The organism is Paenarthrobacter sp. PH39-S1, from assembly GCF_030063245.1.
GTDB lineage: Bacteria > Actinomycetota > Actinomycetes > Actinomycetales > Micrococcaceae > Arthrobacter_M.
Map to the genome: position 1 here is coordinate 86734 of NZ_JASISR010000010.1, position 21407 is coordinate 108140.

Genomic DNA, 21407 nt, shown 5'->3' on the forward strand with positions numbered 1-21407 from the left:
ATGCTGCGCCCGATACGGTTACAGGCGCCCAACCAGTTCGCCCCTCGTCTTGACATTCAGTTTGGCAAAGATCTGATAAAGGTGTCCCTCAACGGTACGGATGGAGACGTCCAGAGCCAGCGCAATGTCTTTATTGGATGCTCCCCCGCCAGCCAGCAGCCCGATCTCGCGTTCCCGACCCGTCAGCGCGAGCGAACCGTCGGTGTGGACAACCGGACGCATGGGCAAGATGGCCTGGAGGGTGTCCAAGCGGTGCTGGGCGGCCCTGACCGTGGCCCGATCGCCGCGCTGACGAGCAAGCTCCACTGCGTGCGCCGTGAATTTTGCCTCCGCCGAATCCAGCCGGAGGCTTTGGGCCAGGTCCGCGGCCTTAAGGAAGGGCCGGGGGTCCTTCGCGCGGTTACCGGCCACGAAGAGCGTTCCGATGTCGGCCAGCGTTCCCTGCCGGCGGTTTGCGGTCTCTTCGATCAGCCGCTCCACTTCCTCGCTGCCGGCAACAGAGGCTCCCATCAGGGCAATACCTGCAGACACGACGAGCCCCCGGGCTATATCCACTTGGGCACTCCTGATCAGCGTGGCCGCGGCATTCGGATCTCCGGTCCAGAGCCTGGCCATCAGGGCACAGTTTTCGGCAAGCGAGCGCGCCAGCCAGGAGTACGGTCCCGTGCAAGTGCCCATACGGGCGAGATACTGCAGCACCCGCGGCCTGTCGCCGAGCTGGGCGTAGGCATATGCCGTCACCGCGTACGCGAGGTATAGATGATCGTTCCCGGACCTTAGTTCCAATTGCGCCACAGCGCCCAGCAGCGGTTCCAGCGCTTCGTTCGCGCGACCTGCGTACGCCCACGCCAGTCCCTTAAACAGTTCTGCCTGACCGCCCCGATATTGCAGCTTCGCGGCGGGCCCGGACATGGCCCCGGCAAGCATACGCACGCATTCCTCCCATCGGCCCAAAAAGAACCGGCACAGGAATTCGCGCCGGCCGAGCCGGTCGCGACGAAACGGCGGGCAATCGAGTGTCCCGATCAGTGAAGAAACTTCTCCGATCAGGGCAATAGCGTCAAGTTCCCGCCCGGTGAGGGCCCATGCCTCCGCGAGCAGGCTGCCCGCGGAAAGCCGGTACTCCACATCCGTTGAGTCCGAGCGGTAGATCTCTTCGAGCCTTGCAGCAATGGCGGCATAGTCGCCGAGGAAGACCGCCACCTCGAATTCCACGATTTCCAGCCGATGGGCGCCCCGTTCCAACTCCTCCAGCAGCCGGGGATCCGCCCCCGTCCGCCATGCCGCCATTCTTGCCCTCGCCGCCTGCAGGACTGCCAAGACCTCGACCGTGCCCCCGCTCCCCGGCATCAGCGCATCACAGAGTGCGACAATGTAGCCCACGTATTCCGCGGGGCGCAACGCATCCAATTGCCAGCTTGAAACATCCCGGAGCTCGCGCACGGCCGAATTCGCGTCGGAGAGCAGCAGGTGGCCGGCGGCTTTGACTTCCTGGCCCGCTACCCACAGGGGATCCAGCCGAGGGATATTTGCGGCTGTGCGTAAGGCAAACTGTGGGTTGTAAAGCTGGACGGCCAGCCGGGCCGCGGCCAATGCCGTGTCCGGCTCCAGGGCAGCACCGCAGTCCTGCGTCCACGCCGCATGGGCCAGAAGGTCATCCACATTCATCGCGGACATGTCTGGTTTGAGCTCACGGACAATCCTGGCGTGTAACTCGCGGCTCCGGGCGGCCGGGACCCATCTGCGGACAATGTCAGCAACATAATGGTCCCGCAGCGCGACCCATTGCTGCGTCGCGCCCTCGATGTTGATCAGCCCGTCATCCTCCATCCAGGAAAGCTCGGCGGCGCCAAACATATCCATGGCGACATCGAGCGGCAGCCGGCGCGCCAACGCCAGGACTTCAATAACCTCTCGGGTTGCTTCATCGGCGCGGGCCCACGTTGCCTTGAAAAGGTCCTCCACATTGCCACCAAAGGTGGGCATTTCCTTCAGCACCCAGGTTTCTCCGCGCAACACCAAATTTCCGGTGCGCTGTTGTTCCGAGGTGAGCGCAGACAGGACGCGCGAATTACCCCGCGACAGCGAATACAGCACCGCAGCCGCACCGGAGCCGACGTAGTGGCCCAGAGTTCCGTGCAGAATCGTCTTGGTCTGCTGGAGCGTGAAAGGGTCAAGATCGAGTTGGACAAGTTGGCCGGTATCCAGGAAGTAGAGCAGGTCCGGCGGCACCAGGCTGGCGTCGGTGGCCAAAACTATGAGGCGAACGGTTCCCGAGGCCACGAGATGAAGAATGACGGCTGTGCTCATCTCGTCCATGAACTGAACGTTGTCCAGGACGAGGTAAACGGGCTTGCCCCCGGCATCCTCGCGGATGGCTGCTGCGATTCCTTGAATGACGCACATCGGGTCGTCCAAGGCCTTCGGCGGTACCCGCGCCAGCATGAAGCCCAAATATCCATACGGAATATTCTTCGCGGATTGCTCGCCGCGGAAGTACACGGGGTGGTTATCGGTGGACTGGCCCAGACAAGCACGAGCGAACGCCGACTTCCCCACGCCTGCCTCGCCCGTGACAAGTACTCCCAGATTGTCGGGGTCCGCCAGGAATTGGCGCAGCGCAGCAATCTCGGCCTCGCGCGCTGACCCCACCGCCCTGGCGCGTTCATCGCCTGCGGACCATATAGTCCTGACATGTTCGATGGCGTCCGGTCGTCCCGGGAGTAAACCCGTTGCTCCCCGATCCCCGGACACGGAAATTTCTGCCCGCAACCTCATTCAAATATCCCCCCACTGCTAAAGAACCCCACGGGACCGCCACGACACCCCGCTTGTTCGAACACTACCCCGGCGGACCACCAGTAACCATAGAATGCGGGTAACTCGGCGAAACTAAACAACTTATCATGAAACTTGACAACTTTGTCAACTACGAAGACAATTTTTTGCCCAGCGAATAGATGATTTTACTGGTGGCTGCATCAAACTTCGCGCATGGCTCCGTGGAACTTCTGCTGCGCCTCCAGCAGACCGGCGGAAATCAGAAGCTCGGCGGCATCTGCCGCATCCTGGATCAGGAATGGAAGGTCCTTGGCCTCAGTTGCGGAGAAGTCCTTCAGGACATGGGTTGCGGCGTCCGCGCGGCCCGGCGGCCGCCCAACACCCACCCGCACGCGGTAGTAGTCCTTCGTACCCAAGGCTTTGGACATGTCGCGCAACCCGTTGTGGCCGCCCTCGCCTCCGCCGATCTTTAGTTTGATCGCGTCAAAGGGAATGTCAATTTCGTCGTGGACGGCGATGACATGTTCTGCATCCAAGTCAAAGAACTTTGCCAGCGCGGCGGCCGGTCCACCGGAGAGATTCATGAACGTCAAGGATTTGGCCAAGACCAGTTTCGGACTGCCGATGCCGAGCCTGCCCTCGGCCACCAATGCGCGTGCCTTGTGGGTGCGGAATCCGGAACCCGTCCGCCGGGCCAGTTCCTCCACGACAAGATAGCCGATATTGTGCCGGTTACGGCTGTAGCCGGGCCCGGGATTCCCGAGCCCGACTACAAGCCAGGTATTACTCATGTGGATCTACCGGTCGGGTTATTACTCGGCGGCAGCAGGAGCATCCGCGGCCGGAGCCTCAGTCTCTTCGCCCAGATCCTGCTCTTCCGGTTCGGAGATATTCACGATCAGCAGTTCCGGATCGGCCAGCAGGACGGAGCCGGCAGGCAGGACGAGGTCGGCGGCGTAGATGTGCGCACCGACTTCGCGACCGGCAATGTCAACCTCGACGTGCTTGGGCAGGTTGGTGGCTTCCGCCTCCAGGGAGATGGTGACTTCCTCCTGGTTGGTGACGGCGCCCGGGGCGACTTCACCGATCAGCACGACGGGAACGTCAACGATGACCTTTTCGCCCTTGCGGACTGTCAGCAGGTCAATGTGCTCGATGATCTGCAGCAGCGGGTCGCGCTGGATGTCCTTGACCAGGGCCAAGTGCACGTCGCCCTGAATGTCCAGGGTCAGCAGGGCGTTGGCACCGCGGACAGCGCGGGTGGTCTGGCGTTCCGGGAGGGCAATGTGGATCGGTGCGGCACCATGGCCATAAATAACCGCCGGGATCTGGTTGGCACGGCGCGCACGGCGGGCGGAACCCTTGCCGAATTCGGTGCGGACGACGGCGGCAAGCTTCTGCTCGTCCTTCTTGACAGCTTTCTCAGCCATGAGTGACTCCTTCATTTCGTTTTTCGTTGATCAGCGGGGCCCCGGCAGGAAACTAAGGGCCGGAACTGAGGCCTAAACCAAGCCGACACGCCAAACGCGAAGGAGTTTAAGACCCAGTCGATAACGGATCGGTGCCGCTGCGGCACCGATCCCTCGCCAAGGTATCGGGACAATCCTACCAGCCCGCTGGCCGCAGCAGCGCACCTCAGATCCGGGTGTTAGACCTGACCGTCGAACAGTGAGGTGACCGACCCATCCTCGAACACTTCGCGGATGGCCCGCGCGATCAGCGGCGCGATGGAGAGTACCGTCAGCTGCGGGAAGCGCTTCTCGGCAGGGATCGGCAGCGTGTTGGTCACTACCACCTCGCGGGCGCCGCTCTCCGACAGCCGCTTTGCCGCCGGCCCTGAGAACACGCCGTGCGTCGCCGCGATGATGACATCCTTGGCACCGGCATTCATGAGCACCTGGACCGCGCCGGAAATGGTCCCACCGGTGTCGATCATGTCATCAATCAGCACACAGGTCCGTCCCTGTATCTGGCCTACCACCGTTTTGGACATCGCCTGGTTGGGGACCGTCAGGTCGCGGCTCTTGTGCACGAACGCCAGCGGCGCACCGCCGAGGCGCTCCGCCCACTGCTCGGCAACGCGGACGCGCCCGGTGTCCGGGGAAACCACCGTGACGTTATCCCCGCCGACGCGGGTGCGGATGTAGTCGGCCAGCAGCGGGATGGCCATGAGATGGTCCACCGGGCCATCAAAAAAGCCCTGGATCTGGCTGGTGTGCAGGTCAACGCTCATGATGCGGTCGGCGCCGGCGGTCTTGTACAGGTCCGCCACCAGCCGGGCGGAAATCGGCTCACGTCCCCGGCCTTTCTTATCCTGGCGGGCATACGGGTAGAACGGCGACACCACCGTGAGGCGTTTGGCGGAGGCACGCTTAAGCGAATCAACCATGATCAGCTGTTCCATCAGCCAGTTGTTCAGCGGGGCCGGGTGCGCCTGCAGGACAAACACATCGGTGCCGCGGACGCTTTCCGCGGAGCGGACATAGATTTCGCCGTTGGCAAAATCATAGGCATCGATGGGCAGCAGCTCGGTGCCCAGCTCTTTGGCGATCTCCTGTGCCAGTTCCGGATGCGCCCGGCCGGCGGCAAGGACCAGTTTCTTCTCGCCATGTGCCGTAATTCCGCTCATACTTGTGTGCCCTCTTCTGTCGGTGCCTGGATGCTGGAGGAATCAGGGTCCGCACGGCGCGCGGAGACGGAGCCCGTGTGCCGGGCGGAGACGGAACCGGCGCGCTTGGCCAGCGTCCAGCCTTCCATGTTGCGCTGCGGGGAGACGTTGATGGCCAGGGCCCCGGCCGGCACGTCCCTGCGGATCACCGTGCCAGCCCCGCTGTAGGCGCCGTTTCCGACACTGACCGGGGCGACGAAGACGGTGTTGGAGCCGGTGCGGACGCCCGAGCCGATCACCGTTCGGTGCTTGTGTTCGCCGTCATAGTTCGCGGTGATGTTGCCGCAGCCGATGTTCGTGTCCTCGCCGATCTCAGCGTCCCCGGCGTAGCCGAGGTGCGAGAGCTTGGAGCCGCGGCCGATGGTGACGTTTTTGGTTTCATAGAAGGCGCCGATCTTGCCGTCCGCGCCCAAGACTGTGCCCGGCCGGAGGTACGTGAACGGGCCCACGTGCGCGTGCGCGCCGATCCTGGCGCCGCTGCCATGCGTGCGCGTCACCTCGGCGCCCTCCCCGATCTGCACATCCGTTAACGTGCTGTCGGGCCCGAGGACGGCGTCCCGGGCCACCGTGCAGGAGCCGTGCAGTTGGGTGCCGGGCAGGATCGTGACGTCCTCTTCGAGAAGCACCGTCGAGTCGATCCAGGTCGTGGCCGGGTCGATGACCGTCACGCCCGCACGCATCCAGGCCTGCACTGTTCGCCGGTTGTGTTCGGCGCCCAGCGCGGCCAGCTGGACGCGGTCGTTGGCGCCCTCGACCTGCCAGCGGTCCCCGGTCACAACGGCGGCGACCCTGCCGCCGTCGTTCCTGGCAATCGAGAGAACATCCGTCAGGTACATCTCACCTTGCGAGTTGTCCGCGGTGACCTGCCCGAGCGCGGCACGGAGCACGGCGGCGTCGAAGGCGTAAATGCCCGAGTTGATTTCCCGGACTTCCCGCTCGACCGGGTTTGCATCCTTGTGCTCCCGGATCCCCAGCACCGTACCGTCGCCGGCGCGCAGAATCCGGCCGTAGCCGCTGGCGTCGTCAAGCACCGCGGTCAGTACCGTCACCGCATTCCGGTCCGTGCTGTGCACGTCGACAAGCTCCGCCAACAGGGCAGTTGTGAGCAACGGCACATCGCCATACGTCACCACAACGGTGCCCTCGAGGCCTTCCGGCAGTGCCTCCAACGCCGACTGAACTGCCCGGCCGGTGCCCGGGACGTGGTCCTGGTCGACAATCAGCGCTTCCGGATACAGTGCCGAGATATGTTCGGCGACGAGGTCGCGTTCATGACGGACGACGGCGGCAAGGACCTTGGGGCGGAGCGCCCGGGCCGCGGCGAGGGCGTGCCCGACCAGCGAAATCCCGCCGATTTCGTGCAGAATCTTCGGTTTCCGGGACTTCATCCGGGTACCGGCACCGGCGGCGAGGATGATCACCGCGGCCGGCTGCGTTTCCGGTTCTGCCGCCGGCTGGACGGGCGGGGAAACGGCTGCTTCGAATGCCGACGCGTCCCCAACCGCGCCTTCACTGGTATTTCGGGGGCTCACTAAGTGGCACTCCTACCCGGACTGGATCCGTCGTCAAACTGAGCAAAGGGTTAACGCAATGTTACCTTCCCGGGAAGCCGCCCTCGGTCACCGGACCGCTGCGGATTCCGCTGCCATGCGGCGCACTTCACCGAAACCGCCGAGCGAACGCGGGTATTCTCTGTTCCGCCCATAGGATTCGAACCTATACTCCACAGCTCCAAAGGCTGGGGTGCTGCCATTACACCAGGGCGGACCATGCCGGCGCCGCTGATTCCGCTGCTCCAGTCAGCCGTAGGCGTCCGGAAGCAATGCGGGCGGCCGCACGAGTATCTAGTTTGCCACGCCGGTGACCGTGCCCGCGACTCGGGATGTGATTCATCCTAGGACCGAAGCAATCCGCGCCGACTTGCCCCCGGCGTGACGGGTGTACTTTCCCGCGTTCCGGGCAGAGGTATCAGCGCGCGAATGGATTGGCGACCGGCTAGGCGAGAGTGTCGGAGGCCTGCATCCATTCCTCCTCGAGGGCTTCCCTATCGGCCGCGAGGCCCTGCAGCTTGCGGTTCAGTCCGGTCAGCAGCTCGTGGTTACCCACGTTGGCTTCCATCTGCCCGTTGAGCTTCTCCTCCTGCGCGGTGAGCTTGCCCAGCTGGCGTTCGATCCGGCCCAGCCCCTTGCGGGCTTCGCGTTTCTCCGCTTCGCTCGGCCCGGTCTTGGCCGGCGCCGCTGCGTCCTGTCCAGCCGCTGCCGGGCCCGATGTCGCGGCTTTCCCGGCGAGTGCGGCCTCGCGCAGCTGAAGGTACTGGTCCACTCCGCCCGGCAGGTCGCGGATTTTGCCATCGCCCAGCAGTGCCATCTGCCGGTCGGTGACGCGCTCCAGCAGGTAACGGTCGTGCGAGACCACCACGAGCGTGCCAGGCCAGCCGTCCAGCACGTCCTCCACGGCGGCGAGCGTATCGGTATCCAGATCATTGGTCGGTTCGTCGAGCATCAGTACGTTCGGCTCCCCCACCAGCAGGCGCAGCAACTGCAGCCGGCGCCGCTCGCCGCCGGAAAGCTCGCTCACGCGGGTCCACTGCTTATCCTTGGTGAAGCCGAGCTGCTCCACGAGTTGGCCAGCGGTCATGTCCTTGCCGCCGACGGCGAAGGAGCGTTTTTCCCGTTCGATGACCTCGATGACCCGCATGTCCAGGACGTCGTCAAGCTCAGTGACCTCCTGGGTGAGGACGGCCGTCTGGACCGTTTTACCGCGCTTAAGACGGCCCTTGGTCGGCGGTACCTGTCCGTTGAGCAGCTTCAGCAGGGTCGTCTTCCCGGAGCCGTTGACCCCGACGAGGCCCAGCCTCTCACCCGGCGCCAAGCGCAAGGTGATGTTGTCCAGCAACGGCGCGCCGCCGTCGTCGTCCGTTGCATAGGAAAGGGTGACGTCCTCCAGATCCAGCACGTCCTTGCCCAGCCGGGCAGTCGCCATTTTGCTCAGCGAGACCGAATCGCGCGGCTCGGGCACATCGGAAATCAGCTCGTTGGCCGCCTCGATCCGGAACTTCGGCTTCGCCGTCCGGGCCGGAGCACCGCGGCGCAGCCAGGCCAACTCCTTCTTGACCAGCTGCACCCGTTTGCTTTCCATCACCGAGGCGGAGCGGTCGCGCTCGGCGCGCGCCAGCACATATGCCGCGTAACCTCCGTCGAACGGGTCAACAATGCCGTCGTGGACCTCCCAGGTCCTGGTACAGACCTCGTCCAGGAACCAGCGGTCATGGGTGACGACGACGAACGCGCCCTCGTTCGCGCGCCAGCGGGTCTTCAGGTGGCGGGCCAGCCAGGCGACGCCCTCCACATCCAGGTGGTTGGTGGGTTCATCAAGCATTATCACGTCGTCATCGCCAATCAGCAGCTTGGCGAGCGCCACGCGACGCTTCTGGCCGCCGGAGAGCGCATGCACGTTGGCATGCCAGTCGACCTCGCCGACCAATCCGCCCATGACTTCGCGGATCTTCGGGTTGGCGGCCCATTCGTGATCCGCCGCGTCCCCGACAATCGCCTCCCCGACCGTCAGGTCCGCGTCGAGCACGTCGGACTGGTCCAAGTACCCGACCTGGACGTTTCCGCGCAGCGTGACCCGGCCCTCGTCCGGGGTCTGGCGTTGGGCCAGCAGGCGCATCAGGGTGGATTTGCCGTCACCGTTCCGGCCCACGATGCCGATCCTGTCCCCTTCCTCCAGGCCTAGGGTAACGCCGTCCAGCACGGTACGGGTCGCGAACTGGACGGTGAGGCTTTCGCCGCCGAGAAGGTGTGCCACGGATCAACTACTTTCAATAAGATTCAAGGCCAGCCATTCTACCCCGCGGGCCCGGGCCGGCTCCGCATGCCTTGGAACGGCGCCCAGGAGGCTCAGCGGATGACGTCTGAGATGATTTTCGCCCCGTGCACCGGACCGTGTACCGGAAGCGCGTTGTGCCCGTCGTTCGCCAGCCGGTCCGCCAGTACCCGGGCGTCGGCCTCATCGGCTGCCAGCATCGCGATGGTGGGTCCGGAACCGGACACGAGGGAAGCCAGCGCACCGTGTTTCTTCCCTGCTGCGATCACGTCCGCGAGCTGCGGCGCCAGTGCGACGGCGGCGCGCTGCAGATCGTTGACGAGCACGGCGGCGAGGGCCCTAGCGTCCCCGGCGCGCAGGGCCGCGAGCACGGCCGGATCCACCTGCCCGGGCACCGACGGCTCGGCGTCGTCGTCCTCGCGCATGCGGTCCAGCTGCCGGAACACCTCGGGGGTGGGCAGCCCGAAGTTGGCCTGGACCAGCACCCAGTGCAGCTGCGACGGCGCCAGTGCCGGGGTGAGCTCATCCCCCACACCGAGCCCGACGGCGGCACCGCCGAGCAGCCCGAAGGGCACGTCGGCGCCGAGTTCGGCGGCCAGGTGGGAAAGCTCCTCGCGGGAGAGACCGCTGTCCCAGAGCGCCTCGCATGCCAGCAGTGTGGCCGCGGCGTCGGCGGATCCACCGCCCATCCCACCGGAGACAGGCACTCGTTTAGTGATTTCCAGCAGGACCGGGCCGGCGCCCTCGCTGACGTCGGACATCAGCCGCGCCGCCCGGACGGCGAGGTTCCTCTCGTCCAAGGGAACCGCCAGCGCACCCTCGGCCTGACCCGGATTACCCCTAAGCCGGACGGTGACCGCTGCCGGGGCCGTGGCGTCCGCAGCGGGTCCCGTGGTGGAGGTGGGTCCGTCGGGGCCGGCGATGGTGCCGGGCGTGGGTCCGTCGGTGAAGGCGGGGCCAGTGCGACCGGTGGTGGAGCCAGTGGTGCGACCGGTGGTGGAGCCGGTGCTGGCAGAGTCCGCGGCCCGCATCAGCTTGGCGGGGACGCTGGTCGCGGCGACCTCCTCATACAAGGAGACCGCCAGGTACAGACTGGCCACCGAGTGGTAGCCATCAGGCCGCAGCGGGCCAGCCCGGAAGAAGACGTTGATCTTTCCCGGCGCCCTGACCCGGACGGTCCGGCCGACCGGAAACCTGTGCACTGAGCTCATAGCCTCCAACTTAGGGTACGGCGTGGCCGGGGCCAACTGCCGCGAGCCCTGTCCGCAGGGTTCTGCCTCAACACCGGGACCCGTCACCGGCTTCCCGCCCGGCCCCGGCGATACGGTCTCCGCTGCCACCGTCGGGGGCGGACCGCTCCCTCCCGATTCAAAAATGACGGCGGTCCCGCCATATGACGGGCGCGTCCCGCATCATTTTCGGGGACCGCCGTCATTTTTGCCCGTGGTGCCCTCTGCCCGGGGCGTCGGCCCGCGACGGTTCAGACGATCAGGGGAATTTTCGCTTCCGCGATCCTCGCATATGCCGCAATATCGATGACCTCGCCGCGGGCCCGGGGGTCGACGCCGGCAACGGTCAGGCACCGCTCGGCTTCCGCGGCTCCCCCGGCCCACCCCGCCAGTGCGGCCCGGAGGGTCTTGCGGCGCTGCGCGAAGGCGGCATCAATGACGGCAAATACCTCTTCCCGGCTGGCCCGCGTGACAGGCGGCTGGTGCCGGGTGAAGGCCACCAGGCCGGAGGAAATCTTGGGCGCGGGCCAAAAGACGTTCATCCCGATTACGCCTGCCTTGCGCATCCGGGAATACCAGGCGGCCTTGACGGACGGGATGCCGTAGGTCTTCGAGCCGGGTCCGGCCGCAAGCCGGTCCGCCACCTCGTCCTGGACCATCACCAGACCATGCTGCAGCGATGGGAAGCGTTCCAGCAGGTTCAGCACCACCGGGACGGCCACGTTGTAGGGCAGGTTCGCGACCAGGGATGCCGGCTGGACGGGGAGCTCGGTGACACGCATCGCATCGGAGAGCACCACGTCGAGGTTGGCTACCAGATCAGGACGGAAGGCGGCGATCGTGTCCGGCAGTTTGGCGGCCAGCACAGGATCGATTTCCACGGCGACCACCCGGGCCGCTGCATCCAACAGTCCCAGGGTCAGCGAGCCCAGTCCGGGACCGACTTCGAGGACGGTTTCCGCCGGGTCGATCCGGGCTGTGGCCACGATACGGCGGATGGTATTACCGTCAATAACGAAGTTCTGGCCCAGCGTTTTGGTCGGTCGGATGCCGATCTCATCTGCCAGCCGGCGGATATCCGCCGCTCCCAGCAGGGGCCGAACGGGGAGGGCACTCTCGGGGCGGGAAGCTGGCTCTGTCACTGTGCCATCTTAGTCACTGTGCCATCTGAGCCCCCGGCCACCTGAGCCAACTGGGCTCAGCCGCGGTCGGGCTTCCCTAGCGTGCCGCCCCTGCGCAGCCCCATGGGGAGAGACCTGCCTTGGCGTAATAGGTGTTGGCGACGGCAATCTGCTGCTCGCGGGTGGCCAGGTCGGCGCGGGGCGCGTACTGCCCGCCGCCATTGGCCAGCCAGGAGGAGTTGTCGAACTGCAGGCCGCCGTAGTAGCCGTTGCCGGTGTTGATGGCCCAGTTGCCGCCGGATTCACACTGAGCGATCTTGTCCCACATCGCGGCGTTCATCACCGGCGGTGCGGCCGCAGCGGCGGGTGCCGCAGCCGCGGGTGCCGCAGCGGCGGGTGCCGCAGCGGCGGGTGCCGCAGCCGCAGGCGCGGCAGGCGCAACGGCCACCGGACGATCCTTGCTGCCCACGGTGACCTGCTCGGCGACGGGCTGAACCGTGACGGTCTCGCCCGATTCGGCCCGGTTCACTTCGCGGCCGTCGATGGTGGTCAGGGCGTAGGTCTTCTCCAGTTTGCCCACGGTGCCGGCCAGGGTTGTCTTCTGCTCATCCTTGAAGAGGTTCGGATCGACAGTGGTCTCGGTGGTGAAGGCTACGTCGGAGGCGACCGTGGTGCTGGTCCCGCTGACGACACGGGACACCTTGATCACCATGTTGTTCACTACGGGTGAGTCTTTGGGCTGGGACACCAGGTCCGCAGCTGCGGGGGTTACTCCCGCGGAAGCCAGGACTTCGGCCACGGTGGCTGCCGTCGTCGTCTGTTCCACGCTCTTGCCGTCGGCGAGGATCGTCACCGTCTTCGGCGTCACGATGTCAATGACATCCGTGCTGGCAAGTTTCATGTCCTTGGGGGCGGAAACCATCGCGTTGGCCGTCACGCCGAGCTGGTTGATCAGGTCGCCGACCTTGGCGGATGTGGTCTGGACCGTTGTGCCGGAGCCGTCCAGGTTGACCTTGATCTGCTTGGACGTGTTCACGTTGATGACGGTGCCGTCGTCCACCGCCGTGTCCAGCGCCGGGCTGACATTGTCAGCGGATTTAACGTCAATGTTGGCGTGCTGCAGCACCTGGCTGACAGAACCGCCGAACGTCTGCACGGAGCTGGCCTGCCCGTCCACATTGACGGTGATGGTCTTGTTGTTGCCGACGAAGGCCACAAGACCCAGCACGAGGGCCAAGAGCACCAACGCCTGTCCACCGATTTTCGCCAGACTTGGCTTGCCGCCGGCCGTTTTGAAGAAATTTGCCACAGGAACCCGTCACTACTCAAGGATCCGGGCACGGGGAATAGCGCTCATTCCTTCCGTGCGGCGGCCGCGAGGCATCCGCACGGCAGGCCTGGGCACTGCCGCACTTCCTGGTTTTAGACGTGCCCATGCGACGGTGTCCATGCGCTGCATGACGGCCGGCAAACGGCATAAGTGCACCGCGGAACGGTGCACAAAACTGAAGTGAACTTACCCGATGGCCTTCCCCGACCCCGGCTAATAGTTCCCCAGCGTAACCCAATCGTGACATTAACGCCAAGGCGCACAGCCCACTTTCGGCCCGAACAAGACCGCATGACAGCCGTTTGACAAAGAACTGACGGCCCGGTGTCAAGGGCTGCCGGGAGGGTGTCACGGACGGACGGGGTCGGATTCGGGGGCCGCGGTCAGCCCCAGGAGCCATAGACCGCTTCGGTGTTGGCGGCCAGCTCCGCACCGAGCAGACCAAGGTCTTTAGCCAGCAGTTCCGCCATCGAGCGGACCGTGTAGGGCACCATGTAGCTGGCGTTGGGCCGCCCGCGGTGCGGGTGCGGAGTCAGGAATGGCGCGTCGGTCTCGACCAGGACCAGCTGCGGGTCCGCTACGGTTAGCGCGGCCCTGATGTCATGCGCATTTTTAAACGTCACGGTGCCGGCAAAAGACATGTACCAGCCGTTGGCATTGCAGATCCGGGCCAGGTCGGCGTCGCCGGAGAAGCAGTGCAGCACCACCCTTTCCGGTGCTCCCTCCGCCTGCAGGGTCGCCACCACATCAGCGTGGGCGTCCCGGTCATGGATCTGCAGCGCCAGCCCCAGGCGCTTGGCCAGGTCAATGTGCCGGCGGAATGAGTACCGCTGGTCCGCCAGCCCGGATTCCGCGGTTCGGAAGTAGTCCAAGCCGGTTTCGCCGATGGCCCGCACCCGGGGGTGCGCTGCGAGCCGTTCAATCTCCGCGAGCGCGCACTCCAGCGCGCCCCGCGCCGCCAACTCCGGAGCGTCGTTGGGATGGAGAGCGACGGCGCCCAGCAGTCTGCGGTCCAGCTCCAGGGCCGCTACGGTAAAGCGGGACGATTCCAGATCGCAGCCGACCTGTACCGCGCCCTTCACGCCCACCGCTTCGGCCGCGTCCAGCGCCGCGGCCACGGAGACCTGGACCAGACCGTCACGCATATCCAGATGGGTGTGATTGTCGATCACGGGAACCGGCAACGGCTCAGGGGCACCGGGGTAGTCAAGCTTCCGGCGCCGTCCGTCGTCCTCCGTACTGCTGCGCGTCCCGCGGTCAGACGACGACGGCCGCCGGGCGCCGTCGTCGTCCGGCCGCGATCCAGGGCGGTACTGCACGGGAATCTCTGTGCTGCTCATGTGCCCAACTTTACCCAGCGGCGCACCTAGCCATCGACCTGGGACGTCGTGCACCGGCCGCCGGGAACCGGAACGGACATAACGGTGTTGAACTAGTAACCTAGGTCTCACGACCGACCTCGGACGGGCACTGCGCGGCTGCGGCTGTGAAGGTAACGGGAGGTCGGCGACGCGCGAAAGGTCGATGATGGACCAACAGAACCGCACCATCGCAGGGCAGTCATTGCCGCGCCCGGCAGCCGGGGACAACGGAACCGCCCGGCCCGGTGCGCTCGGCGACGCCATTGCCCCGGGCGGGACCACAGCGGCCCAGGGTCTCAGCGCGGCCGACGGACCCAGCGCGGCCGCAGCGCCCGGCGAGGGCAGTGCCATGGATCCGGCGCAATTCCAGCAGACAAGCCAACGGATACTGGCCACCATCAACACGGTCGTGGACGGCAAGGCCCGGGCCGCGGAGCTGGCCCTGACCGTGCTGCTGGCCCGCGGGCATCTGCTGGTGGAGGACGTGCCAGGGGTGGGCAAGACCCTGCTGGCCAAAACTCTGGCCCGGACCATCGACTGTTCGGTCAGCCGCATCCAGTTCACCCCTGACCTGCTGCCCTCCGATATCACCGGGGTGTCCATCTACAACCAGTCGACGCGGAAGTTCGAGTTCCGCCCGGGCGCCGTTTTCGCCAATATCGTGATCGGCGACGAGATCAACCGCGCCTCTGCGAAAACCCAGTCGGCGCTGCTGGAAAGCATGGAAGAGCACCGCGTTACGACGGACGGCACCTCGCACCGGCTGCCGGAGCCGTTCATGGTGGTCGCCACGCAGAATCCGATCGAGATGGAGGGCACGTACCCCCTGCCGGAGGCGCAGCGGGACCGTTTCATGGCCCGCATTTCGATGGGCTACCCGGACCGGGCTTCTGAGATCGATATGCTCCAGACCCATCAGTCCGTCTCGCCGCTCGAGGCGGTCAGCGCTGTCGCCACCGTGCAGGACGTCGCCTCGATGATGGGCGCCGTCGACGTCGTCTATGTTTCGGCCCCCGTTAAGGAGTACATCGTGGCGCTCGGCCGCGCGACGCGGGAGAGCCAGCAGCTGAGGCTGGGGGCGAGCCCGCGGGCTCTGCTCCAACTGCTGCGCGCAGCGAAGGCGCACGCCGCGCTGCAACAGCGCACCTTTGTCCTTCCCGACGATGTGGTGACCATGGCTGATGCGGTCCTGGCGCATCGGGTTATTCTGGAGCGCCGGTCCGCGAGTGCGGGTCAGACCGCGTCCGGCGTCATCGCCGCCATTTTGGAGGTGTTGCCGGTTGGCTCCGAGGCCGATTGGGCAGGGCTGCGGCCAAGCGGAACCGGACGCCTTGGCCCTGGCAGTACCGGCGCCGGCCGGTAGCGGGAGGATGCCATGGGCTTCGGCTGGTTTCCGTACAGGCTGCTCCTTCTCCGCGGCTGGGGTCTTGTGGGGGCCGGGCTCTTTGCCATGCTGCTCGCGCAGATCCTGGGCCGGCGCGATCTGCTGACCCTGGGCATTTTCCTGCTGGTGCTCCCGCTTTTGGCGGCGCTGGGCATAAAGCTGCTCCGGCCCGAATTCGTGGTCCATCGGGAGTTTTCGCCCGCGTCGGTGGAAACGGGGACGACGACGACGGCACATCTGGCGATCACCGGGGGCGGATTCGGCAGCGGGCGGATCCGCATGTCTGAGCAGCTTCCGCCACGCTTCGGCGATCCTCCGTCGTTCACGTACCCGGCCCGTTACCGCACCGACGGCGGGGTGAGCCGTTACGAATATCGGCTCCGCCCGTCCCGCCGCGGACAGTTCCGGATCGGCCCGGTGACGGCGGAATTCACCGATCCCTTTGGCCTGAGCGGGCACCGCCGGGAATTGGGCGTCACGGAACTGCTCACCGTCACGCCCGCCGCCGTCGAACTTCCCGCCACTTCCCTCACAGGTGCCCGCGGCGATGACGGAATGACCGCCACCCGGCAGCGTGCCAATCCCAGCGACGATGACGTGATGACCCGCCAATACCGCCACGGTGATCCAATGCGCCGCGTGCACTGGCCCGCGACCGCTCGCCATGGGGAGCTCATGGTCCGCCAGGAAGAATCCGTCACCACTCCGGAGGCCACCGTGCTGCTGGACAGCCGGCTGAGTGCTTACCGGAACGCCGGTCATGCCCCGGGCGGTGCCTTCGGTTCCGGCGCCCCGGACGGCAGCCATGCCGATCTGATCAGCAGCGAAACCTTCGAGTGGACGGTGGTGGCAGCCATGTCCGTTGCCGCGCACCTGATTGAACGCAGCTTTGACCTGCAGATTCTTGATCTCGGCGGTCAGCCGGGATTCCACACCTCGGGATCGGCTCCGCAGCCCTGGGAAGACAGCTATGAGGGCGGCGCCGGGCTGGCGTCCGTGGCCGCATCGCTGGCCGCCCTTGAACTGACGACGCCGGCGGGGCGGCGCGGGGGCGCCCCGCCGTCCGCCGCGGGGCCGGAGGCCTGGGCCGAGCCGCTGCTGGACAAGTTGTCCCTGCGCCGCCAGCACGGTCCGCTGATCGCTTTACTGGGTGGGCTCTCCTACGGCGAAGCGGCCGCGCTGGCTCCGGCGGCCGAGTACAGTGCCAGCGCATTCGCAATTGTCTGCACCGGGCAGCCGCTGGAAGCCGGCGAGCTGCTGGAGATCCTGCGGACCGGCGGCTGGCGGGCTGTCGCCGTCGGCAGTGGCACCCCGCTGGCCTCCGCGTGGGCATGTTTCGACGAGCCGGAGTTATCCGGCGCCGCCAACGGGCCCGTCCGGGGTGGCAGTCTGGGCCCCCCCCACGCCGGTCCACGCCGCGGCGTCCCAGTCAGCGGCGTCCCAGTCAGCGGCGTCCCAGTCAGCCACGGAAGATTCCGCTTCCACAACGGTTCCGGGGGGAGCCGGCCATGAGCACCCGTACGCAGGGCCCCGGGCTGGTTTCGGACCCGGGCAATGGCGCGGCCGGGACACGGCGCTCTTCCCGTCCCGCCGCCGGAGTGGCGCCGTGGTCTATGGCCGGAGCCATCTTCGTTGCCGTTATCGGCACTTCACTGGGTCTGAACGGAGTGCTGCGGGGCTGGAGCTGGTTGATCCTTGTGATCTTGACTGTGGCCGCGGTTCTGCTGGTGACCGCTGGCGCCCGTGCCTTCCGCCTTCCACCGGCAGCCGCCCAAATGCTGGGTCTGGCGGCCTTGGTCATGGTGCTGACGCTGCTGTTCCTTAATTCCTCCGCCCTGTTGGGATCTATCCCGGGCAAAGAGAGCTTCGAGGCCCTCCAACCGTTGATCAGCCAGGCCTCGGACACCATCATCACGGGGGCGGCGCCGGTGTACCCCAACGCGGGCATCGTTTTCATTGTCTGCGCCGGCATCGGCCTCGCGGCCCTGCTGACAGATTCGCTGGCCGTGGGTCTGGCCATGCCGGCCAGCAGCGGGCTCGGCATCTTCGCTATCATGCTCATTCCAGCCCTCATCAAACCCGACAGCCTTGGTCCGTTGGGTTTTCTCGGCGGAGCGGCCGGTTACCTGCTGATTCTGGGACTGAGCCAATGGTACGCACCGGCTGCCGACCTGGATCAGAGCGCCAGACGGTCAACCGGACAGCTCCGGCGGGCCGTCAGCGTCGCCGTCGCCGCCGTCGTCGTCACCGTGCTCGCGGCACTACTGATCCCCGGCTTCAACTCCGGGACGTTCCCGCAGGGAACCCGGCTGAACGCCTTCGGCAAGGTCTCCGGGCTGAATCCAATGCTGTCGCTGGGTAACGATCTGCGCCAGTCCGGCGGCCAGGGGATGATGGTCTATGCAACGGACGCGACCTCCGCACCCTATCTGCGGACCACGACGCTGGAGGATTTCAGCGGCAATTCCTGGGAGCCCACGAGCCGGAACACGATGCGCCAACTGGACGCCAACAACATCACCGGTGATTCGTCCCGCGCTTCCGGTGTTCCTACCGTCACGACCACCACGGTGATCGAGTCCACGGACTTCAGCGGCCCGTGGCTGCCGGTGCCGTATGCGCCGGTGAACATCACGGGGCTTTCCGGGCGCTGGGGTTGGGATCCGGAGACGCTGGCCATCCAAGGCATCAACTCGACATCCTTGAACCAGCAGTACATCGTCCGGAGCGTCATGCCGGCGCTCACCAAGGGCGCGCTGTCCCAAGTGGTCCAAAAACCGCCCAGCACACTGGACCCGGTGTTCATGTCGTTGCCGACCGACACGCCCGGCATCATCCGGCAGCGGGCCCTGGACATCACAGCGGGTTCCTCCACCTACTTTGACAGGGCACTGTCGATCCAGAATTATCTGCGCGGCCCGCAGTTCAGCTATTCCGAACAGACCCCTGTGACCAATGGTTACGACGGCAGCGGCATGGACGTTCTGGCTACGTTCCTCGACGTCAAGAGCGGCTATTGTGTGCACTATTCGGCCGCCATGGCGGTGATGGCGCGGGAGGTCGGGATCCCCAGCAGGATTGCGGTGGGCTACGCACCAGGGCAGCTCACCGGTCGGACCGTGCTGATAAACGGCGAGCAACTCACGGAGTACCAGGTGGATGGACATAGTGCCCACGCCTGGCCCGAACTGTACTTCGCCGGCCTCGGATGGGTTCCCTTCGAACCTACTCCCAGTCGAGGCCAAGTCCCCGCCTACGCGCTGCAGCTTGGCGTCTCCGGGGGCGCGGCCAACAGCCCCGATAATGAGCTGCGGCCAGGAGACAACGCGGCCAATACCGCTTCACCTTCCGCGGTGGCATCGCCCGCGCCGGTTTCCCCGCACGCCACCGGAGGACAGGCGGGTGGCACGGTCCAACCGCTGTGGTTCGTGCTGACGCCCGCCGTTGTTCTGCTGCTGGCCGCGCCCGGTCTAACCCGCATCAATTTGCGCCGGCGCCGCCGGCGGACCACCCGCCCCGGTGCGGGGGCAGCCCGGGCGCCAGAATCCGCAGCCTGGGCGCCAGAATCCGCAGCCTGGGCGGAGCTGACCGACCTCGCGTTTGACTATGGACTGCAGCCGATGGCCAGCGATACGCCCCGGACCTTCGCCGCCCGTCTGCTGCAGGGGCCGCTGCGCGGTGGCGCCGGGGGCGGGATTGGAGGCGGCGCCGGGGCCGTCAGAGCCGCCGGCACGGCAGGCAACACAACCGCCGCCGGACCGGTGCAGGTATTGCTCTCCGCCTACGAGCACCGTGCCTACGGTTCACCGGAGGAAGAGTCATTCGTGGACCGCAGCGATCCGGAGGCGGACGGGGATGAGGCCGCGGTGCGGAGCGGGCTCAGGAGCGCACTGACAGTGGCGCATCGGCTGCTGCGCGCGAAGGCACCTGCCGGCCGTCGGCTTCGCGCCGAGCTGTTGCCGCCGTCGACCCTGCGGCGCTGGCGCGGCGGGCCAGAGCGGTCCAGCCGGAAGCGCCCGCCGCCCCCTTCCCAACTGGGTAGCAGTTATGGCACTCAAACGACCGTTTGAGTGCCATAACTGCTACCCAGTTGGGTCAGGGGGAACCGCGGTGCTACGTCCTAGGATGCGTATGGGTCCGCGATGCCGATGTACTGGGTGTACAGGTATTCCTCAATTCCTTCCAGCCCGCCTTCGCGGCCCAGACCGGACTGCTTGACTCCGCCGAATGGTGCGGCTGCATTGGAGATGACCCCGGCGTTAAGCCCGAGCATGCCGGTTTCCAGCCGTTCGCCCATCCGCAGCCCGCGGTTCAGATCCCTTGTGAAGACATAGGCCACCAGCCCGAATTCGGTGTCATTGGCCAGAGCGACGGCTTCGGCCTCGTTCTTGAAGGTCACGATCGGTGCCACTGGCCCGAAGATCTCCTCGTCGAGAATGCGGGATCCGGGCTCGACACCGGTCAGGACGGTGGGCTGGTAGAAATAGCCGGGGCCATCCACGGCCGCTCCACCCGTGAGCGCCGTCGCGCCGTCGGCGAGCGCGTCCGTGACCAGCGAATGGACCTTGTCGCGGCTCTTGGCATCGATCAGCGGCCCTACCTGGGTGGCTTCTTCGGTGCCGCGGCCGGTGCTCATGGCGGACATTTTCGCGGCAAATTTTTCCGCGAATTCCGCGGCCACGGATTCGTGCACAATGAAGCGGTTCGCGGCGGTGCAGGCCTCGCCCATGTTCCGCAGTTTCGCAGCCATGGCGCCGGTGACGGCTGCATCCAGGTCGGCATCCTCGAAGACCACGAATGGCGCGTTGCCGCCCAGCTCCATGGAGGTGCGCAACACGTTGGTGGAGGCATCCGCCAACAGCCTGCGCCCCACCTCGGTGGAACCGGTAAAGGACATTTTGCGCAGCCGGGAATCCTTGATCAGCGGACCCGTCACGGCCGACGCGGAGGTGGTGGTGAGAACATTTAGCACGCCGTCCGGCAACCCGGCCTCCTGCATCACCTCGGCAAAAAGGAGCGAGGTCAACGGGGTGAGCGCGGCGGGCTTCAGTACCATGGTGCAGCCGGCGGCGACGGCCGGGGCGATCTTGCGGGTGGCCATGGCGAGCGGGAAATTCCATGGTGTGATCAACAGGCACGGCCCGACCGGCTTCTTGTTCACCAGCAGCCTGGACTTGCCGTCCGGCGAGATCGAATAGCGGCCAAAGGCGCGGACGGCTTCCTCGGAGAACCAGCGGAGAAACTCTGCTCCGTAGGCGACCTCACCGCGGGCTTCGGCGAGCGGCTTACCCATTTCGAGAGTCATCAGCAGGGCGAAATCGTCGGCGCGCGCCGTGACCATTTCGAAGGCTCGGCGCAGGATTTCGCCGCGTTCCCGCGGGGCGGTGGCCGCCCAGCCGTCCTGGGCGGCAACGGCGGCGTCCAGCGCCGCGACGCCGTCCTGCGGGCCGGCGTCGGCGATGGAAACCAGCGTTTTCCCCGTCGCCGGATCTTCCACGCCAAAGGTCCTGCCGCCCGTGGCCGGCCGCCATGACCCTCCGATCAGCAGTTCCGCAGGAATGCCGGCGAGCAGTTCGCTCTCACGGTCGGCGGTGATGGTCTGGGTGCTCGCGCTCATACGGACTCCTATGTCAGAGAGGAAATATGTCAGATAAGAAATACTTCTGCTGCCCACGGTAGTTCCCGGCCGCTGGGGATGTCTACGC

14 protein-coding genes and 1 tRNA gene are annotated in these 21407 nt (G+C 66.1%); 3 read left to right on the top strand and 12 right to left on the bottom strand.

Annotation, left to right across the window (positions count from 1 at the left end):
* Positions 1-18: 18 nt before the first annotated feature.
* From QMG52_RS08470 to QMG52_RS08520, 11 genes are all read right to left on the bottom strand, one after another.
* Positions 19-2652: an AAA family ATPase gene (locus QMG52_RS08470; protein WP_283559981.1), complete on the bottom strand. Its 2634-nt coding sequence runs from the start codon at positions 2650-2652 to the stop codon at positions 19-21.
* Positions 2653-2981: 329 nt separating this feature from the next.
* The gene (pth, locus tag QMG52_RS08475; RefSeq protein WP_283559982.1) at positions 2982-3572 is read right to left on the bottom strand and encodes an aminoacyl-tRNA hydrolase; all 591 of its coding nucleotides are present in this window, start codon (positions 3570-3572) and stop codon (positions 2982-2984) included.
* Between the two features lie 21 nt (positions 3573-3593).
* Positions 3594-4211, bottom strand: coding sequence for a 50S ribosomal protein L25/general stress protein Ctc (locus tag QMG52_RS08480; protein ID WP_283559983.1), 618 nt, complete (start codon positions 4209-4211; stop codon positions 3594-3596).
* A gap of 218 nt (positions 4212-4429) precedes the next feature.
* Positions 4430-5410 carry a ribose-phosphate diphosphokinase gene (locus QMG52_RS08485; protein ID WP_283559984.1) on the bottom strand — a complete coding sequence of 327 codons (981 nt, stop codon included), beginning with the start codon at positions 5408-5410 and terminating at the stop codon, positions 4430-4432.
* The gene (gene glmU / locus QMG52_RS08490) at positions 5407-6837 is read right to left on the bottom strand and encodes a bifunctional UDP-N-acetylglucosamine diphosphorylase/glucosamine-1-phosphate N-acetyltransferase GlmU (protein WP_502920472.1); all 1431 of its coding nucleotides are present in this window, start codon (positions 6835-6837) and stop codon (positions 5407-5409) included. Before glmU ends, QMG52_RS08485 begins: the two co-directional genes overlap by 4 nt.
* Before the next feature lie 307 nt (positions 6838-7144).
* A tRNA-Gln gene (locus QMG52_RS08495) sits at positions 7145-7216 on the bottom strand.
* 228 nt (positions 7217-7444) lie between these two features.
* The gene (locus QMG52_RS08500; protein WP_283559986.1) at positions 7445-9259 is read right to left on the bottom strand and encodes an ABC-F family ATP-binding cassette domain-containing protein; all 1815 of its coding nucleotides are present in this window, start codon (positions 9257-9259) and stop codon (positions 7445-7447) included.
* A gap of 92 nt (positions 9260-9351) precedes the next feature.
* Entirely contained in the window at positions 9352-10488 is a 1137-nt protein-coding gene (locus tag QMG52_RS08505) for a 4-(cytidine 5'-diphospho)-2-C-methyl-D-erythritol kinase (protein WP_283559987.1), read from the bottom strand.
* A 269-nt stretch (positions 10489-10757) separates the two neighbouring features.
* Positions 10758-11648, bottom strand: a complete 891-nt coding sequence (gene rsmA / locus QMG52_RS08510; RefSeq protein ID WP_283559988.1) for a 16S rRNA (adenine(1518)-N(6)/adenine(1519)-N(6))-dimethyltransferase RsmA — start codon at positions 11646-11648, stop codon at positions 10758-10760.
* A 76-nt stretch (positions 11649-11724) separates the two neighbouring features.
* Positions 11725-12936, bottom strand: coding sequence for a resuscitation-promoting factor (locus QMG52_RS08515; RefSeq protein ID WP_283559989.1), 1212 nt, complete (start codon positions 12934-12936; stop codon positions 11725-11727).
* Between the two features lie 404 nt (positions 12937-13340).
* Complete coding sequence (locus QMG52_RS08520; protein ID WP_283559990.1) at positions 13341-14297, bottom strand: TatD family hydrolase; 957 nt, start codon at positions 14295-14297, stop codon at positions 13341-13343.
* A 184-nt stretch (positions 14298-14481) separates the two neighbouring features.
* Here QMG52_RS08520 and QMG52_RS08525 point away from each other — a divergent pair, with 184 nt between their 5' ends.
* The 3 genes from QMG52_RS08525 to QMG52_RS08535 are packed head-to-tail and all read left to right on the top strand — an operon-like array spanning position 14482 to position 19772.
* Positions 14482-15681, top strand: a complete 1200-nt coding sequence (locus tag QMG52_RS08525) for an AAA family ATPase (protein ID WP_283559991.1) — start codon at positions 14482-14484, stop codon at positions 15679-15681.
* A 12-nt stretch (positions 15682-15693) separates the two neighbouring features.
* Positions 15694-17214: a DUF58 domain-containing protein gene (locus QMG52_RS08530; RefSeq protein ID WP_283559992.1), complete on the top strand. Its 1521-nt coding sequence runs from the start codon at positions 15694-15696 to the stop codon at positions 17212-17214.
* Positions 17211-19772 (top strand): transglutaminase TgpA family protein, encoded by a 2562-nt coding sequence (locus QMG52_RS08535; RefSeq protein WP_283559993.1) that lies wholly within the window; start codon positions 17211-17213, stop codon positions 19770-19772. The genes QMG52_RS08530 and QMG52_RS08535 overlap by 4 nt, the downstream gene beginning before the upstream one ends.
* 50 nt (positions 19773-19822) lie before the next feature.
* Here the strand turns inward: QMG52_RS08535 and QMG52_RS08540 are convergent, their stop codons facing one another.
* Complete coding sequence (locus QMG52_RS08540; protein WP_283559994.1) at positions 19823-21319, bottom strand: NAD-dependent succinate-semialdehyde dehydrogenase; 1497 nt, start codon at positions 21317-21319, stop codon at positions 19823-19825.
* Positions 21320-21407 lie beyond the last annotated feature (88 nt).